The following is a 22,086-nucleotide window of genomic DNA, read 5'->3' as shown; positions in this document are numbered from 1 at the left end:
CCTCAGCCCATCGCGTAGCCACCGTTGACGTCCACGACCGTGCCGGTCATGTAGCTGGCCGCCGGCGAGGCGAGGAACGCCGCGACCCGGGCGATCTCCTCGGCCCGGGCCAGCCGTCCCAGTGGGTTGTAGTTCTCGGAATAGCCCTTGTCTCGGACCATCTCGGTGTCGACGACGCCCGGGGCGACGGCATTGGCGAGGACGCCGTTGCGGGCTTCGGTCTTGGCGAGCCACTTCACGACCGCGTGCACGGCCCCTTTGCTGGCCACGTAATGCGGCCCGGCCAGCACGCCCCCGACTTTGCCCGCGACCGAGCCGATGCACACTACGCGCGAGTCGTGGCCGCGCAGGAACGGCAGCGCGCTTTTGATGCACCACAGCGTTCCCTTGACGTTCACACCGAGCACGAAGTCCACTTCGGACTCGGGAAGGTCGTCGATCGCGACGGTGTCGCCGTAGACCGCGGCGCAGGTCACCAGCGTGTCGAGCCGCTGCTGCGGCCCGGCGGCCTCGGCTATCGCGGCGGCGATGCCCTCGCGGTCGGTGATGTCGGCCCGCAGACCGGCCGCACTGCCGCCGAGCTTGGTGATCTCGGCGACGGTGTCGGCCGGGTCGTGCAGGTCCAGCACCGTGACGTGGGCTCCGGCGAGGGCGAGTTCGACGGCGATCCGGCTGCCGATCCCGCGTGCGGCGCCGGTGACGACCGCACGCTGCCCGGCCAAGGAGGCCGGGCCGCGCGGGTCGAGCACTCCGGAGGTCACGTCGTCTTCTGCTTTTCCTCGTGCGCGGCCAGTCCCTCCATCAGCACCGGCACGCCGAGGGTGCAGGTGTGGATGCCGAGCACGCTCGTCAGCTCCAGCACCTCCATGATCTCCTCCTTGGTGGCGCCGTAGCCGAGCGCGTTGCGGATGTGCTGGCGCAGCCCCGGCTCGTAGAGGTGCGTGGTGGACGCGTCGATCGCGGTGTAGATCAGTTCCTTGATCTTCGGTTCGAGCACGCCCTTGCGCCACGGCACGGCCGAGAATTCGAGATAGGCGTTGAAGAACTCGGGGTCGAGGCTCAGCAACCCCTCCCAGAAAGGGTTCCAGTAGCCGCGTTCTTTGATGAACGCGTCGCGCAAAGCGTTCTGGCGGGCGACGTCTGTCCCGTTGTCGGACACCGGTTCCTCCTTACTTCGCGGCCAGCTCGGCACGGCGCCGGGCGGTCGCGCCCTCGTCGATCTTCAGGCCTTCCGGGTCTCCGTGAGGATCGCCGGTGATGACGACGCCGTAGTCGCGGTAGGCGCCCTCGATCGTCACGTACTCGTCGCGCACGTCCCGGCACACTCGTTCGGGACTGCGCTGCAGCGGCGATCCCCATCCGCCGCCTCCGTTGGTGAGGTAGCGGAACACCGCGTTCGGCTTGGTGTGCCAGACCGGGGTGCTGGCGAAGTAGAAGTACTCGCCGTCCGGGTCGACGGTCTTGGTCTGCGGGTCCAGCATTCCGGCGACCGGCGTCGATCCGGCGTAGACGTCGGGACCGGTGCCGATGAGGTCCTTGTCCCTCGGCACGTTCTTGTAGTCCGGGTCGAACACCCAGGTCGCGCCGAGCGCGCCTTCCCGCCCGCCGTACACGCCGACGCCGCTGGCGGACTTGGTGTGCAGCGGGCTGGACCAGTGCTCCGCGGCCGTGAGGTAGAGCGTGTCCTTGAGGACGGCCGCGCCGCCGCGGTTCTGCCCCGCGCCGGAACTGTCGGGCGCGTACTCCTTGCGCAGCACGACCGCGGGCAGTTCCGACTCGATGGCTTCGGTGGCCGGGTCGAGGTTGTTGGCCTGGTACACAACGGAGTAGCTGTCTGCGTCGCCGGCCTCGGTCGCGCCCCACGGGCCGTGCTCGCCGCCGCACTGAGCGGTGGTGACCCACGGCGTGCCGTCGGCGAGCACGCCGTTGGCGTTGTGGATGTTGAGCGAGCCGTAGTCGCCGCCGACCGCCTTGCGGCCCAGCGCCTTCTCCAGCGCGCGGAACACCGCCAGCAGCACCGGGCCGGTGCTCTCCCAGTACAGGAACACCGCGCCGTCCGGCGGGGTGGCGCTGATGAACGTGCCGGCGGGCAGCACGATGTCGACCGGCCGGTACGCCCCGGAGGTGAACGGGGTCGCCGGGTCGATGAGGAACTTCAGCGCGACGCCGACCGCGGTCTTGGTGTCGAGGATGCCCGCGTTGATGCTGGTGCGCGCCTGCGGCGAGGTGCCGCTGAAGTCGAGCTCCATCCGGTCGGCGGCCTTGGTGATCTTCAGCCGGATCCGGTATTCGATCGAGTCGTCGACGCCGTCGCAGTCGATGCCCTCCTCTGCCTCGTAGACCCCGTCGGGCAGTTCGGCCAGCGCCGTCTGCATCGACTCGGCCGACACGTCCGTGGCGTAGCGGATGGCGCCGAGGTAGGCGTCGACGCCGTAGCGCTCGACGCTTTCGGTGATCAGTTGCTCGCCGAGCAGGAGGTTCTGGTAGATCGTCTTGATGTCCGGCAGCAGCAGCGCGCAGAAGCGGGCGTTGTCGAAAATCAGGTTGAACGCCGACTTGACCGGCTTGTCGTCGCGGTAGAGCAGCGTCGGCGCGATCACGAGGCCGTTCTCGTAGACGTTGCGCTTCGTGCCGCTGAACCCGGCCGGCACGACGCCGCCCATGTCGAGCTGGTGGGCCCGCAGGTTCACGAACGAGATCAGCTTGCCCTCGTGGAAAACGGGCCGGATGAAGCACACGTCGTTGACGTGGTTGCCCGCGCGGTACGGGTCGTTGCAGATCACCACGTCACCCGGGTTCAGGTTCTCCGGGCCGTACTCCTCGATGGTGTTGCGCACGGCTTCGGACATGGTGCCGAGGAACATCGCGAGGCTGTTGCTCACCGAGGACATCGGGTAGTTCTGCTCCGGCGGACCGGAGATCGTGGCGGCGAAGTCGTACCAGTCGCGCAGGATGAGGGAGAACGCGTTGTTCAGCAGCCCCGTGCACATGCGCTGCACGATGTAGCGCATCCGGCTCGCCAGCACCGACGCGGTGAACCGGTCGGAGCCGTAGAGCTCGGCGAACTGCGCGTCGTCGAGGTCTTTCAGAGAGGTCATGGTTCACGCCTTCCGGATGCGCAGCTCGCCGTGGGCCCCGACGGTGGCGACCTGGCCGGGGACGAGGAATGTGGTGGACAGTGGTTCGCGGATCACCGCGGGACCGGGGATCCGGTCGCCGGCGCGCAGGTCGGTCCGCTGGTACTCGCCGGCGTCGAGGACCTCGTCGGTGAGGTAGCGGATCTGCAGAGTGCGGGTCGGGGCGGCGGACTCGCCGGCCGGCCGCTCGGGCAGCGTCGGGTACTCGACCTTGTCGGCCTTCACGACCGCCTGGACCCGGTAGGTGACGCCCTGCACGGGCAGCGCCTCGAACCTGTTTCCGGAGCGCTCGGCGTAGGCGTCGTGGAAGTTGGCGACCATCGTCGCGATCGCGTCGGCGTCGATCTCGCCGTCGGGAACGCCGACGAACGGCGTCTCCCAGGTCTGGCCGGCGAGGCGCCCGTCGAAGCTGCGGACGAAGGTGACGTTGCCGCGGTCCTTCTCCTGCAGCCGTTCGCGCAGCCGCTCCTCCATCGAGTGGTAGACCTTGTCGACCTGCTCGGCCGCCTCGGCCGTGAGCAGCGTGTAGGCGCTGCGGCTGTCGGCGTAGACGAGGTCGGAGCTGACCAGGCCGAGAGCGGAGAACAGACCGGGGTGGGGCGGGACGATGACCTCGGCCGCGTGCACCAGGTCGAGCACCGCGGGCAGCAGCATCGGGCCGGCCGCGCCGAAGGCGACGAGGCTGTAGTCGCGCGGGTCGACGCCGTGCTGGATGGCGATGTTGACGACGCCCTCGGCGATGTTGTTGATGCCGATGTTGAACGCGTAGCTGACCCGCTGGTCGAACGACAGCTTGGAGTCCAGCGCGTCGAACGCCTGCCGGGACAGGTCCGGGTCCAGCTTCATCCGGCCGCCGGCGAACCCGTCCGGGTCGATGACGCCCATCAGCAGGCAGGTGTCGGTGGTGGTGGGCTGGGTGCCGCCGAGGCCGTAGCAGGCCGGGCCGGGGTCGGCGCCGGCGCTGCCAGGGCCCACCTTCAGCTCGCCCGCGGCGTTGATCGTGACGAGGCTGCCGCCGCCGGCGCCGATGCTGGAGATCTCGTTCGAGAGCGCGTTCACGATCAGGTCGTGCTCGAGCTCGAACGTCGTGTTCACGAACGGCCGGCCTTCGGTGACCATGCTGATGTCGCAGGAGGTGCCGCCGACGTCGGCGCACAGCAGGTTTCCCGCGCCGATCAGATCGCCGAAGTGGGCGCTGGACACTGTTCCGGCCGCCGGGCCGGCGAACACGATGCGGAAGGGGTGTTCCATCGCCACGTCGGAACGCACCAGCTGGGCGGCGCAGTCGGCGAAGTTGAGGTCGCCGGCGAAGCCCAGCTCCTTCAGGCCCGAGTCGAGCCGGCGGGTGTACTCGTCGTAGGTCAGCCGCATGAACACGTCGACCACGGTGGTCGAGGCGCGGGCGAATTCCTTGGCCAGCGGGGATACTTCGCTGGAGATGGAGACCGGGATGTCGCCCAGCTCTTCGTGTGCGAGCTGCCGCAGGCGCTCTTCGTGGTGGTGGTTGACGTAGGCGTTGATGAGGCAGATGGCCACGCCCTCGACCCCGCACTTGCGCAGGATCCGGAGCTCCTCGCGAGCGTGGTCCTCGTCGAGCTGGATCAGCACGCCGCCGTCCGCGGTGAGCCGCTCCCGGATGCCGCGGCGCAGGTAACGCGGCACGAGAGGCCGGTTCGCGTCGCCGTAGGAGCGCCGCCACGCCGGGTTCGTCAGGCCTTCCACCGGCCGCCAGGTCCGGCCGATGTCGAGGATGTCCCGGTGTCCCAGCGTGGTCAGGAACGCGATCTTCGGCAGCCGTCGCGTGATGATCGCGTTCAGGCCGTGCGTGCTCGCATGGTTGAAGACAGCGGAGTCGGCCACGCCGATCTCCTCGGCGCCGCGCAGAACACCGCGCTCGGTGGTGCGCACGTCCGTGGACACCTTGACGGTGCGGATCTCTCCGTTGCTGATCGCCACCACGTCCGTGAACGTGCCGCCGACGTCTACTCCGATCATGAATCGTCCCGCCTTTCGTGAATCGTGGTCAGTTGACGTCGAGGCCGTCGGAGGTGAGAACGATCGGGCCGAGCAACGGCCCGCGTTCGCGGCTCACCGATTCGAGCGTCTTCTGGTGTTTGACGACGGTGAACCAGCCGCCTTCGGTCAGCACGGGGTAGCGGCGGAAGTCGGCCGCCGCAGAACCCGGGAAATCACGGGCGAGATCGACGCCCAGCGCTGCCAGCTCGTCCGCCGTGACTTCGTCCCGCGCGACCGAGAGTCCCTCGGGGACAGGTGTTTCGACTGCATCCATGGGCCATCACTCCGGTGTGTTGTGCCGCTGCCGAGTTTCGTGTACCAATCGGTCTAAGAAACCGTGATGGTGAGCACTGTAGGTCTCCGGCAGCGGCCTGACAAGCCCGGACCGGGTGAGGAGAGGAGCTTCGGCGATGACGACACGGGTACGGCTCGAGATCTCCGACCGCGTGGCGACCGTCCGCCTTGACGCGCCGCCGCTGAACGCGTTCGACACCGGGATGCGGCGGGATCTGGCCGACGCGGCCGGCGCGCTGGCGGCGGATCCCGGCGTCCGTGCGGTGGTGCTGTACGGCGGTCCGCGGTGCTTCGCGGCGGGCGCGGACGTCAAGCAGCTGGCGGAGTTCGGGTTCGAGGAGATCGCCGGCTGGAACCGCGCGCTGCAGCAGACGTTCACCCGGTTCGCCGAGCTGCCGGTCCCGGTCGTCGCGGCCGTCACCGGCTACGCGCTGGGCGGCGGGATGGAGCTCGCCCTCGCGGCAGACTTCAGGATCGCCGCCGAGGACGCCGTGCTCGGATTGCCCGAGGTGCTGCTGGGGATCATCCCGGGCTCCGGCGGGACGCAGCGCCTGACTCGCCTCGTCGGGCGGGCCACGGCGAAGGAGCTGATGATGACCGGGCGGCGGGTGCCCGCGCGGGAAGCCGCGGACCTGGGCATTGTCGACCGTCTCGCCGGGGACCCCTACGAGGCCGCCCTGAGCTTCGCGAAGGAGCTCGCCGCCGGCCCGCGGTTCGCGATCCAGGCGATCAAGGAGGCGGTCGACCAGGGGGCCGACCTGCCGATCGCGGGCGGGCTGGCGCTGGAACGGTCCTTGATCGCCGGGCTGTTCGCGACGGCAGACCGGGACACGGGCATGGCGTCGTTCCTGCGGCACGGACCGGGCAAGGCGACGTTCGGCGAGCCCGCCTAAAGTGAACAGCCTGCCGCGTACTGGAGGGGAACGATGCCGAGACCACCGGGGCACGGGCCCGGCTACGAGGTCAAGCGCCAGGAGATCATCGACCAGGCGGCCGCCCTGTTCGCCAAACAGGGCTACGCCGCCACCGGCATCGCCGAGCTGGGCCAGGTCGCCGGGCTCGCCAAGGGCGCGCTGTACTACTACATCGGCTCGAAGGAAAACCTGCTCGTCGAGATCCAGGACCGGGTCCTGGGCCCGCTGCTGACCGCGGCCCGCCGGATCGCCGCGCTCGACGAGGACCCGGTGCTGCGCCTGCGGCTGCTGTCGGAGACGCTGCTCGGGAACATCCTCGCGCGGCTCGACCACATCTGGGTCTACGAGCACGACTACCGGCACCTGCGCGGCGCCAACCGCACCCGGCTGCTGCGCCAGCGCCGGGAGTTCGAGAAGATCGTGCTGGACCTGCTGGTCGAGGCCATGGAGACCGGCGCGTTCCGCAGTCTCGACCCCAGGCTTGCGATGCTGCAGTTCCTGAACCTGCACAACCACACCTACCAGTGGGCGCATCGCAACGGACCGTGGGACGCGGAGTTCCTGTCGCGCGAGTACTGCGCGACGCTCATGTCGGGCTTCTGCAGCGCCGGCTACGACGTGGCCGGGCTGGAGAAGCGGCTCGCGGAATACCGCGACCGCTCCTCCGCCTGAGGCCCGCGCCCGCTCAGGAGCCGGCCGCCTCCCGCACCGCCGCGGCGATCGTGTCCTTCGAGGGCAGCCACACGCGCTCCAGCGACGGGCTGTAGGGCGCGGGGGTCCGCTCGGCGCCGAGCCGGATGACCGGGGCGTCCAGCGTCCAGAACCCCTCGCGGGCGGCCACCGCGGCCAGTTCCGCGCCGACGCCGAATTCGCCCACAGCCTGGTGGGCCACGACCAGCCGCCCGGTCTTTGCCAGCGAGCGCAGCACCGTCTCGGTGTCCAGCGGCGCGATCGTCCGCAGGTCGATCAGCTCGACGCTGATGCCCTCGGCGGCCAGTTCCTCGGCCACGTCGGCGCAGTCGTGCACCAGCTTCGAGTACGAGACCAGGGTCACGTCGGTGCCGGTGCGGCGGACCGCCGCCTTGCCCAGCGGGACCAGGTGCGAGGCGGGCGGCTGCGGTCCCTTGCGCCCGTACATCAGGCGGTTCTCGATGAACACGACCGGGTTGGGGTCGCGGATCGCGGCGCGCAGCAGCCCGTAGGTGTCCGCAGGGGTCGAGGGCATCACCACCGTCAGGCCGGGAATGTGCGCGAGCAGCGCTTCGAGGCTCTGCGAGTGCTGGCTGCCCGAGGACTTCCCGGCCCCGAACTGGGTGCGCACCACCATCGGCAGGCTGACCGCGCCGCCGGTCATGAACCGCAGCTTGGCCGCCTGGTTCATCAACTGGTCGAGGCAGACGCCGATGAAGTCGAAGTACATGACCTCCACGATCGGGCGCAGCCCGGCCATGGCGGCGCCGACCGCCGCGCCGATGATGGCGCTTTCCGAGATGGGGGTGTCGCGGATCCGGCCCGGGTACTTGTCGGCCAGGCCCCGGGTCAGGCCGAACACATTGCCGCCAGCCCCGACGTCGATTCCCGCGAGGAACACCGAGTCGTCGGTCTCGAGTTCGTGCTCGATCGCGTTGTGCACCGCGTCCATCGTGCGGAAGACCTCGCCGGTGGCCTCGGCCGGCTCGGGCGCCGGTTCGCGCGGAACGCCGACGAAGTGGTGCAGCGTCTCCGGCGCGGGCTGCGAGGCGGCGCGGGCCTTCTGCACGGCGGCGTCGATCTCGGCGTCGACGGACTCGTCGACCGCCGCCGGATCCTCGCCCAGCTCCCGCAGCCGGGCGGCCAGCCGGATCAGCGGGTCGCGTTCCTTCCATTCGACCAGCTCGCCCGGGTCGCGGTACTTCAGCGGGTCGCCTTCGTAGTGGCCGTGCCAACGGTAGGTCTCGGCCTCGACCATCACCGGCCCGGCGCCCGCGCGCAAGTCGTCGGCCAGACGCGCGACGAGGTCGGCGACGGCGACGACGTCGTTGCCGTCGACCTGGTGGAAATCCATCGCGTAGCCGGGCGCCCGGTCGGCGAGCGAAGCCCGCGTCTGCGTCGCGATCGGCGAGAACTCGGCGTACTTGTTGTTCTCGCAGAAGAAGATCACCGGAAGCTGCCACACCGAGGCCAGGTTGGCCGCCTCGTGGAACATGCCCTGGGCCACGGCGCCGTCGCCGAAGAAGGCCAGGGCGACGCCGCCGTCGCCGCGCAGCTGGGCCGCGGTCGCGGCGCCCACTGCGATCGGCACGCCGGCCGCGACGATGCCGTTGGCACCGAACACGCCGCGGCGCGGATCGGCGATGTGCATCGATCCTCCGCGTCCGTGGCACGTGCCGGTTTCTTTGCCCATGAGTTCGGCGAACATGCCCTCGACGTCGATCCCCTTGGCGATGCAGTGCCCGTGCCCGCGGTGGGTGGAAGTGATCACGTCACGGTCGTCCAGCGGCCAGCAGGCGCCGACCGCCGAGGCCTCCTGTCCGATCGACAGATGCAGGAAGCCGGGGATCTCGTTGTTCCGGTACAGCCGGGACGCTCGGTCCTCGAACTGCCGGATCAGCCGCATCCGCCGGTACATCCCCACCAGTGTGTTCGGCTCGCTGTCGAAAGCCGTTGCCAGGTCGCTCACCCGGGTGGAAGTCATTGCGCTCCTGCCCTTGCCGTCCATCGATTTCTGCCCGGGCTCTTGACATCGCGCCGGGAAGGACGATTCTTGTACCGATTGGTCGAAAAAACAACTCCCGGTCGGAGGTGATCGGCGTGCACGCACTGCGCTGGCACGCGAAAGACGAGCTGCACCTGGACGATGTGGGCGAGCCGGCGGCGCCGCAGCCAGGTCAGGCGGTTGTCGCCGTGTCGTTCTGCGGGATCTGCGGAACGGACCTGCACGAGGTCGCGCACGGGCCCAACCTGATCCGGGCCGGCGCGCATCCGCTCACCGGGATGAAGCCGCCGATCACCCTCGGGCATGAGATGAGCGGCACAGTCGTGGCGCTCGGCTCGCCGACGCCCGGGATCGAGATCGGCACCCGGGTCGCGGTCGACCCCTGCCTGCGCTGCGGCGTCTGCCGCTGGTGCCGCCGCGGCGAGTACCACATCTGCGCGAAGGGCGGCTCGGTCGGCCTGGCCTCCGACGGCGGCTTCGCCTCGCACGCCACCGTCCCCACGGAGGGCCTGGTCCCGATCCCCGACGGCGTCTCCGACGAGCTCGCCGCCCTGGCCGAGCCACTGGCGGTCGGCCTGCACGCCGTCCGGCGAGCCGCCGTCCAGCCCGGCGACAACGTGCTGCTGCTCGGCGCCGGCCCGATCGGGGTCGCCGCGCTGCTGGCCGCGAAGCTCGCCGGCGCCGCCGGGATCTACGTCAGCGAGCCCGTCCCCGCCCGCGCCCGGACCGCCGCCGAGCTCGGCGCGACCGAGGTCTACGACCCGGCGGCCACCGACGTCCGGCGCGAGGTGTTCCTGCGCACCGGCCGCATCGGACCGGACGTCGTGGTCGAGGCCACCGGCCGCCCCGAGCTGGTCCAGCTGGCCGTGACGACCGTCCGCCGCGGCGGACGGGCCGTGCTCTGCGGGATCAGCGGCGCCGAGGCGTCCTTGCCGATCACCCAGATCGTCCCGTTCGAACGCACCATCCTCGGCTCGCTCGGCTACAACTACGACATCCCCCGAGTCCTGGACCTCATGGCCACCGGACGGCTCGACGCCGCCCCGCTGCTCACCGGGGTGCGCCCGCTCTCGGCCGGTGTGGACGCCTTCGCCGAGCTGGCCGCCGACCGCTGCAGCCACCTCAAGATCCTCCTCGAACCCGGGCGGCCCTGATGCCGCACGATACGACCGCCGCCACGCAGCCCTCCAGGGCCGCACGACACCACACGGAGCACTGATGGACTTCGACCTGCCCGACGAGACCGTGGCACTCAAGCAGCTCTGCCGGGACTTCGCCGCCAAGGAAATCGCCCCCTTCGCCGCCGAGTGGTCCGAGCGCTGCGAGTTCCCGACCGCAGTGTTCCGTCAGCTCGGCGGGCTCGGACTGATGGGCATGCTGGTGGACGAGAAGTACGGCGGCGCGGACGCCGGGTTCGTCTCCTACGTGGCCGCCATGGAGGAGTTCGGCGCGGCCGACCAGTCGGTCGCCTCCGCCTGGAACGCGCACTCGACCATCGCCGTCCTTCCACTCGCGACGTTCGGGACCCACGAGCAGAAGGAACGGTGGCTGCGCCCGCTGGCCGAAGGCGAGGCGCTCGGCGCGTTCGGCCTGACCGAACCGACCGCCGGCTCCGACGCCGCGGGCATCCGCACCCGGGCACGGCGAGCCGACGGCGGCTGGGTGCTCGACGGCACCAAGATGTTCATCAGCAACGCCGGCACCGAGATGAGCCTCGGCGTGACGGTCCTGGCCGTGACCGGCGAGAACGAGAACGGCTCGAAGCGCTTCGGCACCTTCTTCGTCCCCGACGGCACGGAGGGCTACACGAAGGGCCAGCCGCTGAAGAAACTGGGCTGGCACGCACTCGACACCCGCGAACTGGTCTTCACCAACTGCTGGATCAGCGACGACCACCTGATCGGCGAAGAAGGCAACGGCCTGCGCCAATTCCTCGAGGTCCTCGACGGCGGCCGGATCAGCGTCGCAGCCCTGTCCCTCTCCCTCGCCCAGAAGGCCCTCGACCTCGCCGTCCGCCACGCGAGCGAACGCGAGCAGTTCGGCCGCCCGCTGCACCGCTTCCAGGCCGTGGGCCACAAGCTGGCCGACATGGCGACCGAGATCGCCGCGGCCCGCTGGCTGGTCTACAACGCCGCCTGGCTCGCCGACCAGGGACGCCCGTTCGGCACTGCGGCAGCGATGGCGAAGCTGTACGCGTCCGAGGTAGCGAACCGCGCGGCCAGCGAGAGTGTCCAGATCCACGGCGGCTACGGCTTCATCCGCGAGTCGACGATCTCTCGCTTCTACGCCGACGCGAAGATCCTCGAGATCGGCGAAGGCACGAGCGAGGTCCAGCGCAACGTCATCGCTCGAGCCCTCACGCGCAGCTCGAGCTAAGCCGCTGAGGGAACACCCAAAGCACAAGCCGGGCGACGTCACCCCAGGGACGGATGTCGCCCGGCTTACTCCAACCGGACAGAGGTAGCGCGGGGCGCACCTCGCGCTGGTGAATACGCGCCGCTGGCGACCAGATCCGCGGCCGTTCGCCCTGCTAGGACACTTATAACGTGCCGCTTCGCCATTGGGTCGACGCTCAACGTCAAGGTCCGGGGACGGGGCATGGTTCGCCGAACTGGCCGGCTTGATCGACCCGACCGGGTGGCCGCCAGGACGCGGACCATCGTATGCGCCGAACGCCCGCATCCCGGCGCCCTGTTTCGGTTCACTGGCCGCGACGAACTGCGTTTGTTTCACCAGCAACGTTTCACCAGCAACACTGTGCGGGTCGAGACAGAGGGCGTCGCGCAGATCGTCCGGGTAGGTCGCGCTCATCGCTGTCCTGGGCATCCCGAATAATCTTCACAAGTGGTCTGGAGCGAGCCGCGCCGATCCGGAGCTTCCCGCGAAGGTTTCCGCGGAGATCGGCCGGCGATGTGCATCCCAATGGCGCGCGTCCGCTTCCCGTGCCCGCTCAAGCAGATCGTCATCAACCATCCTGAAAGCTGGATGAGTGCTCTGCATGTCTGTCGACGTGCCGTGGGGCTTGGTGTCCTCTCTGGACAGACTCGACCCGGTCGGTCACAAGGCTGCAAGACAACAACATCTGGTCCCCTACCATCCGAATCGACCCGGACCATGTTCCGGATATCGGGACATGATCACGCGGTACGGGCTGGTCGAAGAGTCCAAGCCGGTCGACGAAGTCATCGCCGCCGACGTCGCCGGGAAGGTGGCAGCCAAGCCAAGCAGCGAACAGGTTCGGCAAGCCGCCGACCAGGTGATTTCGCTTCGCTAGGAAAGCCCTTGACCGCGCTCGCCTCCCCTGACGCCGCGAACTGCGCGATGACGCGATGCCCAGCAGTTCCGTGTCGGCCGGGCCATCTCGGGTGCGGCAAGCGCACACGTCCGGCCGGCCGGTAGCGTTGAAAGCCGTGGAATCCGTGACGGAAGCGCGGCAGGCCAGCGAGAGGTTCGTCAAGCCGCTCGGGCGGCGATGGGATCATGTACAAGCTGTCGCCAGTCGTGCGCAGGAGCTTGGCGACGCGGTAGCCGAGCCTGAACGGTCGACGCTTGTCGCCGCAGCCTGGTTACACGACATCGGCTACTCCCCGGAGATCGGGCACACCCGGTTTCATCCGCTGGACGGAGCGAGGTATCTCAAGGCCAGTGGCTGGTCCGAGGTGGTGGTCAACCTGGTTGCGCATCACTCCGGAGCAAGGTTCGAAGCAGAGCAGCGGGGCATCGCGGACCAGCTCTCCGAATTCCCGTTCCGGGACACTGCGCTCCTGGACGCGTTGGTCACCGCCGACCTGACCGTCGGCCCCGGCGGCGAGCAGGTCTCGTACGACGAGAGAATTTCAGAGATCCTCTCCCGGTATCCCGCTTCGGATCCCGTCCACCGAGCTTGGCTCGTCGCCGCTCCCGTCATGCGTGCCGCCGTCGAACGCACGCAACGCCGCCTGGACGCGGCTCAGCCCAGGTAAGGCTGTTGCATGTCGGGATCCAACGCATGCGCGATCCGCATCCTCATCGAAGGGTGCATGTTCAACTCTTCCAGGCTCGACGAATCGACCCACCGGACCGCCTTGGTCTCCACTCCGTCTTCGCGGGGCTCGCCGCCGATCACCCGGCCCTCGAAACACAGCGAGAACTGCTGGCGAACCTCGCCGTCATCGTAGGCCATCACATGCCGCGGATTCGTATACGTGCCGGTGAGCCGGATGATTTCGATGTCCAGCCCGGTCTCCTCTTTCACCTCGCGCACGGCGGTTTGCGTGATGGTCTCGCCGATGTCGTGCCCGCCGCCGGGCAGCGCCCACAGGTCGTTGTCGACCTTGTGGATCAGCAGGATTTCGTCTCGATCGTTGCGTATCACCACCGTGACCGACGGGACTACGCTATTGGCCGCTGGAGCTGCAGGGTCGTCGACGTAATCGATCCTGGCCATCGCTACTTCTCCCCCTTCTCAGGTCTTGCAGATCGCCACACCTGCTCGAACGACTTCATGTAATGATCCCACACAGTTCCGCTCGGGTGACGCTTGAAATGCAGGACAGGGCTCTGTCCTGCGAGCGCTCCGTACACGTGAGGATTCACCAAGAGCTGGTCATCGAAGCGATACAGCGAGTTGTAGAGAGTTGTGCCGTGCGTACGAACTTCGACACCGTCAAGGTCTGCGACCTCGGCCAGATATCGGCGCATCAGCTGTATGCGACCCTCAAGGCCGCCAGGCGTGCCTTCGTCGATCGCGCGTTGCAGGACAGCTTCCGATTTCTCGTCTCCGACGAGCAGCCGGAAACGAACGCCAGATTGCGCCTTTGTCTGGATCATCGGCACCAGGTCGTACTGTTCCACCAGAAATACCCCGGAGAACACCAGCACGTCCATCTGTTCCTCGACCCCGGAGAGGAGTTCTTGCCAGCCGGCCCCGGTGATGGCCGACCGGGACGGGTAGAGATGGACGAACTCGGTTTCGGAAGGCACCGGCCGAGCGCCGCCGTTGAGGGACGGCCAGATCTCAGCTTCTCCGGCGCTTAGCACGGTGAGAATCCTGTGCCTGGTCGTTCGATGCGGCACGACCTCGTCCCGGATCCACCGTTCTGCAGTCTTCGGGTGCGCGTCGACCCGCTCCGCCAGCTGTTCGATGGTCAGGTTCGCCGCCAGCATGGCGGTGCGAAGCCGATCGTTCGCCATAGATTCCCTCCTCTGGGCTAGCACGTTTGGAAACGTTCCGAGGGACGTTTCAGCCCGCCAAGCCGTTCTCAAGAGTCCCGCAGGCGCGGTGTCGGCGTCCTCCACAGTGGAGTTTTCTGTATCCGGCACAGCAAACCCGCCGCAGGTCGCGTGGAGGAGGTAGTGATGTTCCTGCTGATCTGCTCATGGACGCTCCGAGTTCGGCAGTTTCCGTTGGGCCACAAGCGTACTTCCAGCCTGTTCTGTGTGCTGCGTCGTGATCATAACGTCGTGTCGCGAAATCTGAGGTCTGTTGCTCGACCGCCGGAACACGAGAGGAGCGGTCGCCAATGGCAGCTTTGATCTTCATCTACCTCGAACATGTCCGCCCGGTCGTCGACGGCGTATGGCACCGCGCGCGGCTTACTAGCGTTCCCGCGCCGGGGGAACACATCACCATGCTCTGCGGTCTGGAAGCTGCCGCAGCGTTCGCACCGCACGGGCAACGTCGGGCGCGTTGCATACCGACGCAGTGCCTGCCCTGCGACGCGGCGTACCGCGAACAGCTGGGCTGGAGTGCCCCGAACAAGCCTGCTGGCCGGTCCACGAAGTCGAAGCGGAAGCGGCAACGATGACTCAGTGGCCGCCGATGACAGCTACGAGGGTTGAATTGAAATGAAACCCAGCAAAGGGCCGATGGCGGTGAGCACGCGTGTCACACTGCTCGGAGCCGCGTTGCGTGCCGCGCGGGAACGCGCGTCGTGGGGTCTCAACGAACTTGCCCGAAGGATCGGGGTCCGGCCAGCGAGGTTGTCCAGCTGGGAACTGGGCCTGCGCGCCGCGCCGGTTATCGACGTTGCCTACATTCTCGGCACGCTCGGCGTTGAGGGTGCCGACAAGCGCCGCATTCTCGCGCTGGCAAGAATGACCGCGTCCGAGGTCGTCATCCTGGGGCAGCACCATGACTACGACCGTTACGCGATGCTCGCCGACTGCGGGACGACCGCCACATCGGTGGCCGACTGGCACCCGCTGTTCATTCCCGACCTCTTGCAGCACGGCGACTACGCACGCGAAGCACTGATCGCCGCGGGCAGGTCGGAGGCCGAAGTCCACTTCGTCGGAGAACTCGGCGCAGAGCACCGAGAACTTATCCAGTCCAAGCCGCTCACGGCCTATGTCGGCGAAGTCGCATTCGCCCACATGACCGGATCGTTCGAAACGGTCTCCCGGCAGTTCGGCTTCCTCGCCAACCTTGCCGCGCCGATCTCGACGGTCACGGTCCGCATCGTCCCCGCAGGCACCGGACGGCACCCCGGACTTATGGGCGCGTTCACGCTCTACCGCACCAACAGCGGACCCGTCGTCCACCTTCCGAGCCATGGTGCCGCAGTTTTCATGCCTGACGACGGGAACTACAGCGACGTGCTCGAAGAACTGGACAACGTCGCACTGTCCAACATGGACTCACGGGTGCTCATGGGCAAGTACGCGGCAAAGCACCGAACCAGCCTGCGCAGATCGGCCTAGTCGTTCCTCCTCTTCCGCGCCGTTCCTCCCTGCGGCACTGAATGTTCCGCCTACCGCGCCAGGCGGAACGGGGCCGGTGCACCGTTTGCCCCGACGGGCACCGGCCCCTCGTAAACACGCGCACCGACTACTCGGTGTACCGGTCTTTCAGATCGCTCGCGCCGACCTGCTTGTGCGTCGCGGTGAGACAGTGCGGGTGGGTCCATTCGGTCGCGAGGCGTTCGGCGAACGCGGGCCGCCATCGGTCGTGCCAGTACTGCGCGTCGCGGACGTTCGCGTGCCGGCCGAGGTGAGCGGCGCGCCAGGTGTAGGTCAGGGTCGCGATTTCGGCGAGCAGCCCGGGGTGGTTGAGCCAGCAGTCGGGTATCGCGACGGCGCGGCTGCCGGTGCGTCCGACATAGACCTCGTTGTAGTAGTGGACGAAGCACGCGATCGTGAACAACGGGGTCTCGCCCTGATGCTCAGCGTCTTCCGCAGCAGGGGGCGCGGGAAAGGTGAGCCAACGGGCGACGGGTTGCGGGTTCGACTCTTCCTCCGCTTCGAGCCTGCCCAGGCGCTCGTGGAGGAGGCCGAGGCGGGCTTCGTGCGACTGGGCCGCGGACCACAGCCGTTCGACCATCGCGGCGATCTCGGCAGCGCTCCGCTGAGGATCATCGTCTTCGTTTTCAGGGATGGGGATGTCGTCGTCGGAGTTCATGCTCGGCCCTGGATTCGGTCGAGTTCGTGCTGTGCGCTGCCTGACCGGATGGCTGCGACGTCGGATTCGATCTGAGGCCAGTCGGGACGCTGGGTGATGTCGACGGTGCGGCCGAGGATCGGCTTGAGGTTGCCGTGCAGGATGAGGACCCGGTCGCGGTCGAGGGTGCGGATGTCGCCGGGGCGGTAGGTCGGGGTGTCTTCGCTGCCGACCGAGCCGCGGCCGCTGCTGAACAGGCCGTCGGAGTGGTGCTGGTAGGTGCGGCGGCGGTGCTGCCCGCTGATCGTCGACAGCCACTCGAGAGTCTGGTCGTCCTTGATGCCGGGGAAGACCGAAAGAGTCAGCGTGTTGTCGATCAAGGTTTTGCGGCCGTGTTCCCCGTAGAGTTCATCGAGCTGGCCGCGGGATTGGGCGGACCAGTGGACGGGCCCGCCCCGGCCCGCGATGTCGGAGATGATCCCGGGCAACCTCGGCACGGGAGTGCCTTCGTAGATTTCGTCGAGGATCGTGGTCGCGGGAGGCGTGTTGCGCCGGTATTCCTGGTGCAGGGCGCGTTCCTGGACGCGGGTGAGGAACTCCTCGGCAAACGCGCTCAGTACCGGACGGGCTTGCACGGCCTGGTGCTGACCGGCGATGACGAACACGCTGCCGCCGGTATCGAGGAGGGTGTCGATGTCGAACGGGTCGCTGCCCGGGGTGCAGAACGCACGAACATCGGGGTTCATGAAGGGCTCCAGCGCGCGGCGGACGCTCATCCAGACCGCGTCGGCCGTCTCGGCGACCATGCCGGTCTCCGAGCGCAGGTTGTAGGCCAGGAAAGGGAATTCGCGCTGCAGCAGCTCGGCGGGTTCCTGGTCGGCGGGCTTGGTCAGCGACCAGGTGACCAGGTCGTCGATCCCGCGTTGATGGCGGGCAGCAGCCAGCAAGTACGCCTGCAGCACAATCCTTGCCCGGCCGCGAAATACAGCGTCGTTCCCGCCGACATCGTCGATCCCGAGCGCCGAGGTCGCGATCAGCGTTTCAGCCCGGCGCAACGCGACTGCGGGTTCGTCGCAGCCGGCGACGGGGTTCCAGCGAACGTGGCGGGGCCAATCGGTGGTTCCGGTCATGTCCAGCAGCCAGGCCGTCCCTCCGAAGTCTCGACGCGATCGGGCGAGCAGGCACCACTCGGCGAGGTCGTTCTTCGTCGTGGACGCGAACAACGCGCCCGGTGCGTCGAGGGCTTTGTGGACGAGGTCGGTGCGGGACTTCCCGGACCGGGTCGGTGCGATCGTGCCGGTCGGCGTCTCCAACGAGACGACCAGGCGTTCCCGGTACGGCCCAAGTGGCAGTGGCGCGGAAATCTGAGTGATCGGGGCACGGCGGCGTTGCTCCCGAGTGAGATCCGGACGGGTCCAGGCAGCAGTGCGCCGGGCGGCAGCGGGCGTGAGTGTGCGGCGGACCTGTAGCCGGGTCGCATGGCCCGGGCGGACGGGGCCGCATCGCCGCCAGACCGGAATAGAGACGCCGACGATCATGCTCCCGAGCACCATGATCACGGCGATCGCGTATGCGTAGAAGGCCAGTTCACGGCCGGATATGCCATTGTCCCAGGGATGAGTCAGAGCTGCTTCCGGGCGGGCAGGGTCCGTGACGACCTGCAAGGCGAGCTTGAGCGTCCGAGGTGGCGTCGGCCAGGCCCAGGTGTCAGTGGCGAAACCAGTGGTCAGCACCGCGGACGCGGTCAACGCGAAGACAGCCGCGCAGACAACGAGCACTGCGGCGATGAGCAGCGCCACCAACACGACGTCGCGGTCGGTGCCAGCTGGTTCGGAGCGGTGACGGGGCACAGTGGCGTCCCTCCCGTTTGGGGAGGGCACCAGTGGTCGTTCATCGAGGTTGGCTCCCTCCTGGCGGCGGGGAGGGCGAAGTCGGATCGGCGATCCGACGAATGGCGACGATGCGGGCGGACCAGTCTGCGAGGCGCTCGACGACCACCCCGTGCTCCTCGTCATAAGCGTCGACGATCAGCCCCGCGCCGACATACATGCCGACGTGACGCGGCTGAGCGGGGGTGCCCAGGGCACCGGGGATGAACAGCAGGTCGCCCGGCTGCAGTTGCGATTGGTCGGGGACGGCGTGACCGGCTTTGACCTGGCCGACGGTGGACGCGGGGATGCCGATGCCCGCGGTGGCCCACGCGGCGAGCATGAGACCGGAGCAGTCGAAGGCATCCGGGCCTTTGCCGCCCCAGACGTACCGTTTTCCCAGTTGCGCCACGGCGTATCCGACCGCCGCTTTCTGCCGCGGATCCGCGGGCAGCGTGAATCCGGCCGGCATCCGTGTCTTCTGGTCGCTGCCGGGCGGCAGCGGGACGTCGGATTTGCCGTCGTCTCCGCATGTGCTCGCTGAAGTCTCGGCGGTCGTGTGCGGGACGGGGTTGTCCGGGCCGGTCCAGATGGAGGCGACGATCTGGGCTGCTTCTGGTTCACGAGGCGCGTAACGACCAGGGAAGCCGCTGTTCTGGACGGCTTGTTCCGCTTTGCCAGGCGGAAGCGTGTCCCATCCAGGCAACGCGAGAAGACGGTCGAGGAAGGTGTTCGTGGCATGTGCGGGGTTCAGGATCTCCGCGCGGCTCCCCCAGCCTTGGGACGGCCGTTGTTGAAACACGCCAAGGGAATCGCGGTCGCCGTGGTCGAGGTTATGCAGGTGTGATTCGACCAGGCCGGTCGTGATCGCGATGACGGCTGCCCGGCGCGGAAGCCGTCGCTGCTGGACGACGCCGACGATGGTCCGGGCGATGTTGGTCGCCTCCGAGTCCTGATCGCCGCGGACGATGCGTCCGGTCCCGGACGAGGAGTTCCCGCAACCCGCCGCGGCGATGGCCGTGGACGGCTGCGCGGCAGCGATGATCGCGACGCCGAGCAGGAGTCCGCAGAGCATCGTCACGACGGCAGCGACGAAGCCCGTGACGGCTTTGGTTGCCCGGTTCATCGGCAACGCCTTGGCATGTTCAGTACCCGAAGCCTTGGCCGAGGTCGTCGTTGTCTCGGAAGTGGTCGTCCAGCAGACGGTCTTCGTCGGCTTCGCTGTTCAGCTCATCCGCGAGATCGTCGAGCGAGTACTCGGGCCGTTCGGCCATACAGTCTGGTTCGTGAATCACTGCCGCGAGCGGATCGGCGAGGTAGTAGTCACGTTCCTCGAAGCCGAGATCGGCGGACATCTCCTTGACGGTCTTTTGGTACGCCGCGTCGGCTTGATTTTCGACTGCGGACATAGCCGATTGCAGGCCCCCCGAGTTGACGTTTTTCGGTATGACGGAGCTGTTCCACACGCGATCAGCGGCCTCGGTTGCGGCTCGGCTAATCCGTTCCGCTGTCTCCTCATCCATGTAGAACCTCCTTCGGGTCGCTTCTGTGCTAGGTGCCGAGTCCGGAGTGGAATCCCTCGTCGTCGGAGGCCGGGTCGTCGAACCACGGTTCGTCCGGCCCGGCGTCGAGCCGACGGTCCTGGTGCTGTGCTTCGTCGTCGGTGAAGATGCCGGTAAGCAGTTCGTCGACCCGCTCTTCGCTGCCCGGCGTGAGAATCTGCGGATCCGGGCTGCCTTCGGCCAGCAAACTCGACAGCTCTTCGCGGTTGTCCACGCCGTGACGCTGGCCGTCGAGGTGGATCGGGCTCAGCATGCGTTCGGTGTCGTAGTCCTGGTCGGGCCAGGTCCAGGCGAGAGTCAGCTCCTGCTCGCCGCGGCGGTACGTCTCGGTGTGCCCGGTCTCGGTGGCTTTGATTCCGCTGGAGGCCCACCCGTGCTCAAGGAGCACGGGTGCGACGTCGTCGCGGGTGAGCGTGGTGACGAAGCCGTCCGGGCGGTAGAGCCGGTTCAGCCCGGCCTGGACATACTGCTCCTGTTGGTAGCGCCGGGAATCCGGTCGCAAGTCGGTATAGGTCGGCGTCGTCGAGACGCGGCTGACGTTCAGCAGTTCGCCGAGGTCGTCGGTGATTTCGGCGTAGGGCCGGAGCGCGGTGATCACCCCGCCGGGATAGGTGACGTCGCCGAGGCCATTGCCGACGTCGACGGTCAGGCGGTCCTCCCCTTGCTCGTCTCGTCCGTCGAAGACCTGGGCGTAGTAGGTTTGCAGTCCCTCGTCCCAGCCGACGTAGACCTCCCGGTTCGGGTTCAGGAAGCCACCGAGTGGTTGCAGGCGGATACGGCTGTTAGCCACCGCTTCTCCATTCCCCTCCGCCGCGGCCCGCGGTCGGCCGCAGTTGCGCGTTGGTGTCGAACAGGCGCTTTTCGAAGCTGGACAGCACGGTCTGCACCAGATGCGCCGGATGGTTCTCCGTCTTCCACAGCGCACGGCCCCGCCGTTCGTTCACCGGCCCGGTCAGCCGTTGATGCTCCGGTCCGGTCAGCGCGAGCGCGTCGGCGAGATCGTCCGCAACGCGCGTGGACTGTCCGAAAAGGACGCGCGTGGAACAGAGCGAGATGAGGTCCTTGGCGATCGACACAGCCTGCGATCCGGTTGCGCCGACCGAATACAGGTCGGACAGCTTGTGCAGCACCAGGATCTGGATGATCTTCTCCAGCCGTGACAGCCGCAGTTCCGCGTCGATCGCGGCGACCGCGCGCGGGCCGAGCCGCAGCTGCCGCCAGCATTCATCGCGCACGACGATGCGGATGTCGCCGTCGTCGCGGAGGTCGGTGGCCAGGGACGACCAGGCTCCGAGGCAGGTCAGCGCGACCGCCACGGCGGTGTCGCCGCGGGAGCGCAGCCGGGACAGATCCATGCTCTGCACCGGTGCGTCCCAGTCGATGGCCACGGTGGTGGGACCGTCGAACATCCCGGCGAGTGCGCCGGAGATGAGATTCGCGAGCGCGTCGGTCATCGGGCGCAGCTGATGCAGGAAGTCGTGCCGCCCCTCATAGCGCAGATCGCGCCACAGCCGGGAATCCGGGGCGGCGAGTTCCCGGTGGACGTCGGGAATCGTGATCGGCCGGAGCCGGGTGTTGCCGTCGCTGGCTCCCACGAGTCGACGCAGGACCGCCGCCAGCGCGGCTTCGTCGGACACGCTCGGCGGATGCCCTTGGGATTCGGCCAGCGCAGCCAGCAACTGCACCCACCGGCCCAGAACGCTGGAAAGCTCGTCCCGTTGCCGCCGCGCAGTCCAGATTTCCCAGCGAGCGGTCAACGGTCCGAGGTCGAGGGCATTGACCCGGGCGCGATTGCCCGCGCCCAGCTCGATCGGCGTCGCACCGAGTGCGCGCACGACCGGCGTGTACTCCCCTTTGACGTCTCCGCTGATCAGGGTGCGGACGCCGAAGTTGAGCATCCGCAGGGCGAAGGCCACGACCGTGGATGACTTGCCGCGGCCGGGTTCGCCGAACAAAGCGATGTTGGGATTGGTCGCCAGGCCGCTGCGCAGCACCCATTCGACGGGGTGGCAGTAGAACGCGCCCCCGGACTGGACGTCGTAGCCGATCCGGGCGCCGACCGCGGGCATCGGGCTGGCCACCAGCAGCGGGAACAGTCCGCCGATCTCACGGGTGCTGGCTTGGTACACCGGCAGCGGTGCGAGCACCGGCGACCATCCGTGGCCTGGCCGGGCGTGCCCGCGCAGCGGTGCCGTCGAGCGGTTCACCGGGTTGCGTTCCGCCTTGGCCGGTGCGGGTCGCTC

22 protein-coding genes are annotated in these 22,086 nt (G+C 68.2%); 8 read left to right on the top strand and 14 right to left on the bottom strand.

The annotated features are described in order from the left end of the window. Nucleotides 1–2 precede the first annotated feature (2 nt). From A4R44_RS23935 to A4R44_RS23915, 5 genes are read right to left on the bottom strand one after another with little or no spacing between them, the layout of a single operon-like run. On the bottom strand, nt 3–761 hold the full coding sequence (locus A4R44_RS23935; RefSeq protein ID WP_232791751.1) for an SDR family NAD(P)-dependent oxidoreductase: 759 nt from the start codon (nt 759–761) through the stop codon (nt 3–5). After that, nucleotides 758–1,159 carry a carboxymuconolactone decarboxylase family protein gene (locus A4R44_RS23930; protein ID WP_067584858.1) on the bottom strand — a complete coding sequence of 134 codons (402 nt, stop codon included), beginning with the start codon at nt 1,157–1,159 and terminating at the stop codon, nt 758–760. The genes A4R44_RS23935 and A4R44_RS23930 overlap by 4 nt, the downstream gene beginning before the upstream one ends. Before the next feature lie 10 nt (nt 1,160–1,169). Then, nucleotides 1,170–3,098 (bottom strand): hydantoinase B/oxoprolinase family protein, encoded by a 1,929-nt coding sequence (locus A4R44_RS23925; protein ID WP_067584854.1) that lies wholly within the window; start codon nt 3,096–3,098, stop codon nt 1,170–1,172. Nucleotides 3,099–3,101: 3 nt separating this feature from the next. After that, nucleotides 3,102–5,132: a hydantoinase/oxoprolinase family protein gene (locus A4R44_RS23920; protein WP_067584851.1), complete on the bottom strand. Its 2,031-nt coding sequence runs from the start codon at nt 5,130–5,132 to the stop codon at nt 3,102–3,104. A gap of 28 nt (nt 5,133–5,160) precedes the next feature. Then, on the bottom strand, nt 5,161–5,427 hold the full coding sequence (locus tag A4R44_RS23915) for a hypothetical protein (RefSeq protein ID WP_067584848.1): 267 nt from the start codon (nt 5,425–5,427) through the stop codon (nt 5,161–5,163). Nucleotides 5,428–5,563: 136 nt separating this feature from the next. Between A4R44_RS23915 and A4R44_RS23910 the strand changes: the two genes are divergently transcribed. Next, on the top strand, nt 5,564–6,340 hold the full coding sequence (locus A4R44_RS23910) for an enoyl-CoA hydratase/isomerase family protein (protein ID WP_067584844.1): 777 nt from the start codon (nt 5,564–5,566) through the stop codon (nt 6,338–6,340). A 33-nt stretch (nt 6,341–6,373) separates the two neighbouring features. Next, nucleotides 6,374–7,033, top strand: coding sequence for a TetR/AcrR family transcriptional regulator (locus A4R44_RS23905; protein WP_067584841.1), 660 nt, complete (start codon nt 6,374–6,376; stop codon nt 7,031–7,033). 13 nt (nt 7,034–7,046) lie between these two features. Here the strand turns inward: A4R44_RS23905 and A4R44_RS23900 are convergent, their stop codons facing one another. Continuing rightward, nucleotides 7,047–9,035: a pyruvate dehydrogenase complex E1 component subunit beta gene (locus A4R44_RS23900; RefSeq protein WP_067584838.1), complete on the bottom strand. Its 1,989-nt coding sequence runs from the start codon at nt 9,033–9,035 to the stop codon at nt 7,047–7,049. A gap of 116 nt (nt 9,036–9,151) precedes the next feature. Here A4R44_RS23900 and A4R44_RS23895 point away from each other — a divergent pair, with 116 nt between their 5' ends. The 4 genes from A4R44_RS23895 (at nt 9,152) to A4R44_RS23885 (ending at nt 13,018) form a co-directional block, all read left to right on the top strand. Continuing rightward, nucleotides 9,152–10,210, top strand: a complete 1,059-nt coding sequence (locus A4R44_RS23895) for an alcohol dehydrogenase catalytic domain-containing protein (RefSeq protein WP_232791750.1) — start codon at nt 9,152–9,154, stop codon at nt 10,208–10,210. Between the two features lie 64 nt (nt 10,211–10,274). Further along, nucleotides 10,275–11,432, top strand: a complete 1,158-nt coding sequence (locus A4R44_RS23890; RefSeq protein WP_067584835.1) for an acyl-CoA dehydrogenase family protein — start codon at nt 10,275–10,277, stop codon at nt 11,430–11,432. Nucleotides 11,433–12,189: 757 nt separating this feature from the next. After that, nucleotides 12,190–12,330 carry a hypothetical protein gene (locus A4R44_RS48255; protein ID WP_157904985.1) on the top strand — a complete coding sequence of 47 codons (141 nt, stop codon included), beginning with the start codon at nt 12,190–12,192 and terminating at the stop codon, nt 12,328–12,330. A gap of 136 nt (nt 12,331–12,466) precedes the next feature. After that, nucleotides 12,467–13,018: an HD domain-containing protein gene (locus A4R44_RS23885; RefSeq protein ID WP_067584832.1), complete on the top strand. Its 552-nt coding sequence runs from the start codon at nt 12,467–12,469 to the stop codon at nt 13,016–13,018. On the opposite strand, the gene A4R44_RS23880 is transcribed toward A4R44_RS23885, so the two are convergent. Both A4R44_RS23880 and A4R44_RS23875 read right to left on the bottom strand, forming a co-directional pair. Next, entirely contained in the window at nt 13,006–13,482 is a 477-nt protein-coding gene (locus A4R44_RS23880) for an NUDIX hydrolase (protein ID WP_067584829.1), read from the bottom strand. The genes A4R44_RS23885 and A4R44_RS23880 overlap by 13 nt on opposite strands. 2 nt (nt 13,483–13,484) lie before the next feature. Continuing rightward, complete coding sequence (locus A4R44_RS23875; protein WP_067584816.1) at nt 13,485–14,228, bottom strand: helix-turn-helix domain-containing protein; 744 nt, start codon at nt 14,226–14,228, stop codon at nt 13,485–13,487. Nucleotides 14,229–14,557: 329 nt separating this feature from the next. Between A4R44_RS23875 and A4R44_RS52545 the strand changes: the two genes are divergently transcribed. Both A4R44_RS52545 and A4R44_RS23870 read left to right on the top strand, forming a co-directional pair. Further along, the gene (locus A4R44_RS52545; RefSeq protein ID WP_095213565.1) at nt 14,558–14,842 is read left to right on the top strand and encodes a zinc finger protein; all 285 of its coding nucleotides are present in this window, start codon (nt 14,558–14,560) and stop codon (nt 14,840–14,842) included. Between the two features lie 40 nt (nt 14,843–14,882). Then, the gene (locus A4R44_RS23870) at nt 14,883–15,737 is read left to right on the top strand and encodes a DUF5753 domain-containing protein (protein ID WP_107648882.1); all 855 of its coding nucleotides are present in this window, start codon (nt 14,883–14,885) and stop codon (nt 15,735–15,737) included. 127 nt (nt 15,738–15,864) lie between these two features. Here A4R44_RS23870 and A4R44_RS23865 read toward each other — a convergent pair whose 3' ends face one another. The 6 genes from A4R44_RS23865 to A4R44_RS23840 are packed head-to-tail and all read right to left on the bottom strand — an operon-like array spanning nt 15,865 to nt 22,050. Next, nucleotides 15,865–16,434 (bottom strand): hypothetical protein, encoded by a 570-nt coding sequence (locus tag A4R44_RS23865; RefSeq protein ID WP_067584809.1) that lies wholly within the window; start codon nt 16,432–16,434, stop codon nt 15,865–15,867. After that, entirely contained in the window at nt 16,431–18,263 is a 1,833-nt protein-coding gene (locus tag A4R44_RS23860; protein WP_067584806.1) for a type IV secretory system conjugative DNA transfer family protein, read from the bottom strand. Before A4R44_RS23860 ends, A4R44_RS23865 begins: the two co-directional genes overlap by 4 nt. Nucleotides 18,264–18,303: 40 nt before the next feature. Next, nucleotides 18,304–19,407, bottom strand: a complete 1,104-nt coding sequence (locus tag A4R44_RS23855; RefSeq protein ID WP_067584803.1) for a C40 family peptidase — start codon at nt 19,405–19,407, stop codon at nt 18,304–18,306. Nucleotides 19,408–19,426: 19 nt separating this feature from the next. Further along, nucleotides 19,427–19,804 (bottom strand): hypothetical protein, encoded by a 378-nt coding sequence (locus A4R44_RS23850; RefSeq protein ID WP_157904984.1) that lies wholly within the window; start codon nt 19,802–19,804, stop codon nt 19,427–19,429. Nucleotides 19,805–19,832: 28 nt separating this feature from the next. Beyond that, entirely contained in the window at nt 19,833–20,633 is an 801-nt protein-coding gene (locus tag A4R44_RS23845) for a hypothetical protein (RefSeq protein ID WP_067584795.1), read from the bottom strand. After that, the gene (locus A4R44_RS23840; protein WP_232791749.1) at nt 20,626–22,050 is read right to left on the bottom strand and encodes an ATP-binding protein; all 1,425 of its coding nucleotides are present in this window, start codon (nt 22,048–22,050) and stop codon (nt 20,626–20,628) included. The genes A4R44_RS23845 and A4R44_RS23840 overlap by 8 nt, the downstream gene beginning before the upstream one ends. Nucleotides 22,051–22,086 lie beyond the last annotated feature (36 nt).

It is taken from the genome of Amycolatopsis sp. M39, from assembly GCF_001651785.1.
Classification (GTDB): Bacteria; Actinomycetota; Actinomycetes; order Mycobacteriales; family Pseudonocardiaceae; genus Amycolatopsis; species Amycolatopsis rubida.
This window is presented reverse-complemented; position numbering and strand designations above follow the sequence as displayed.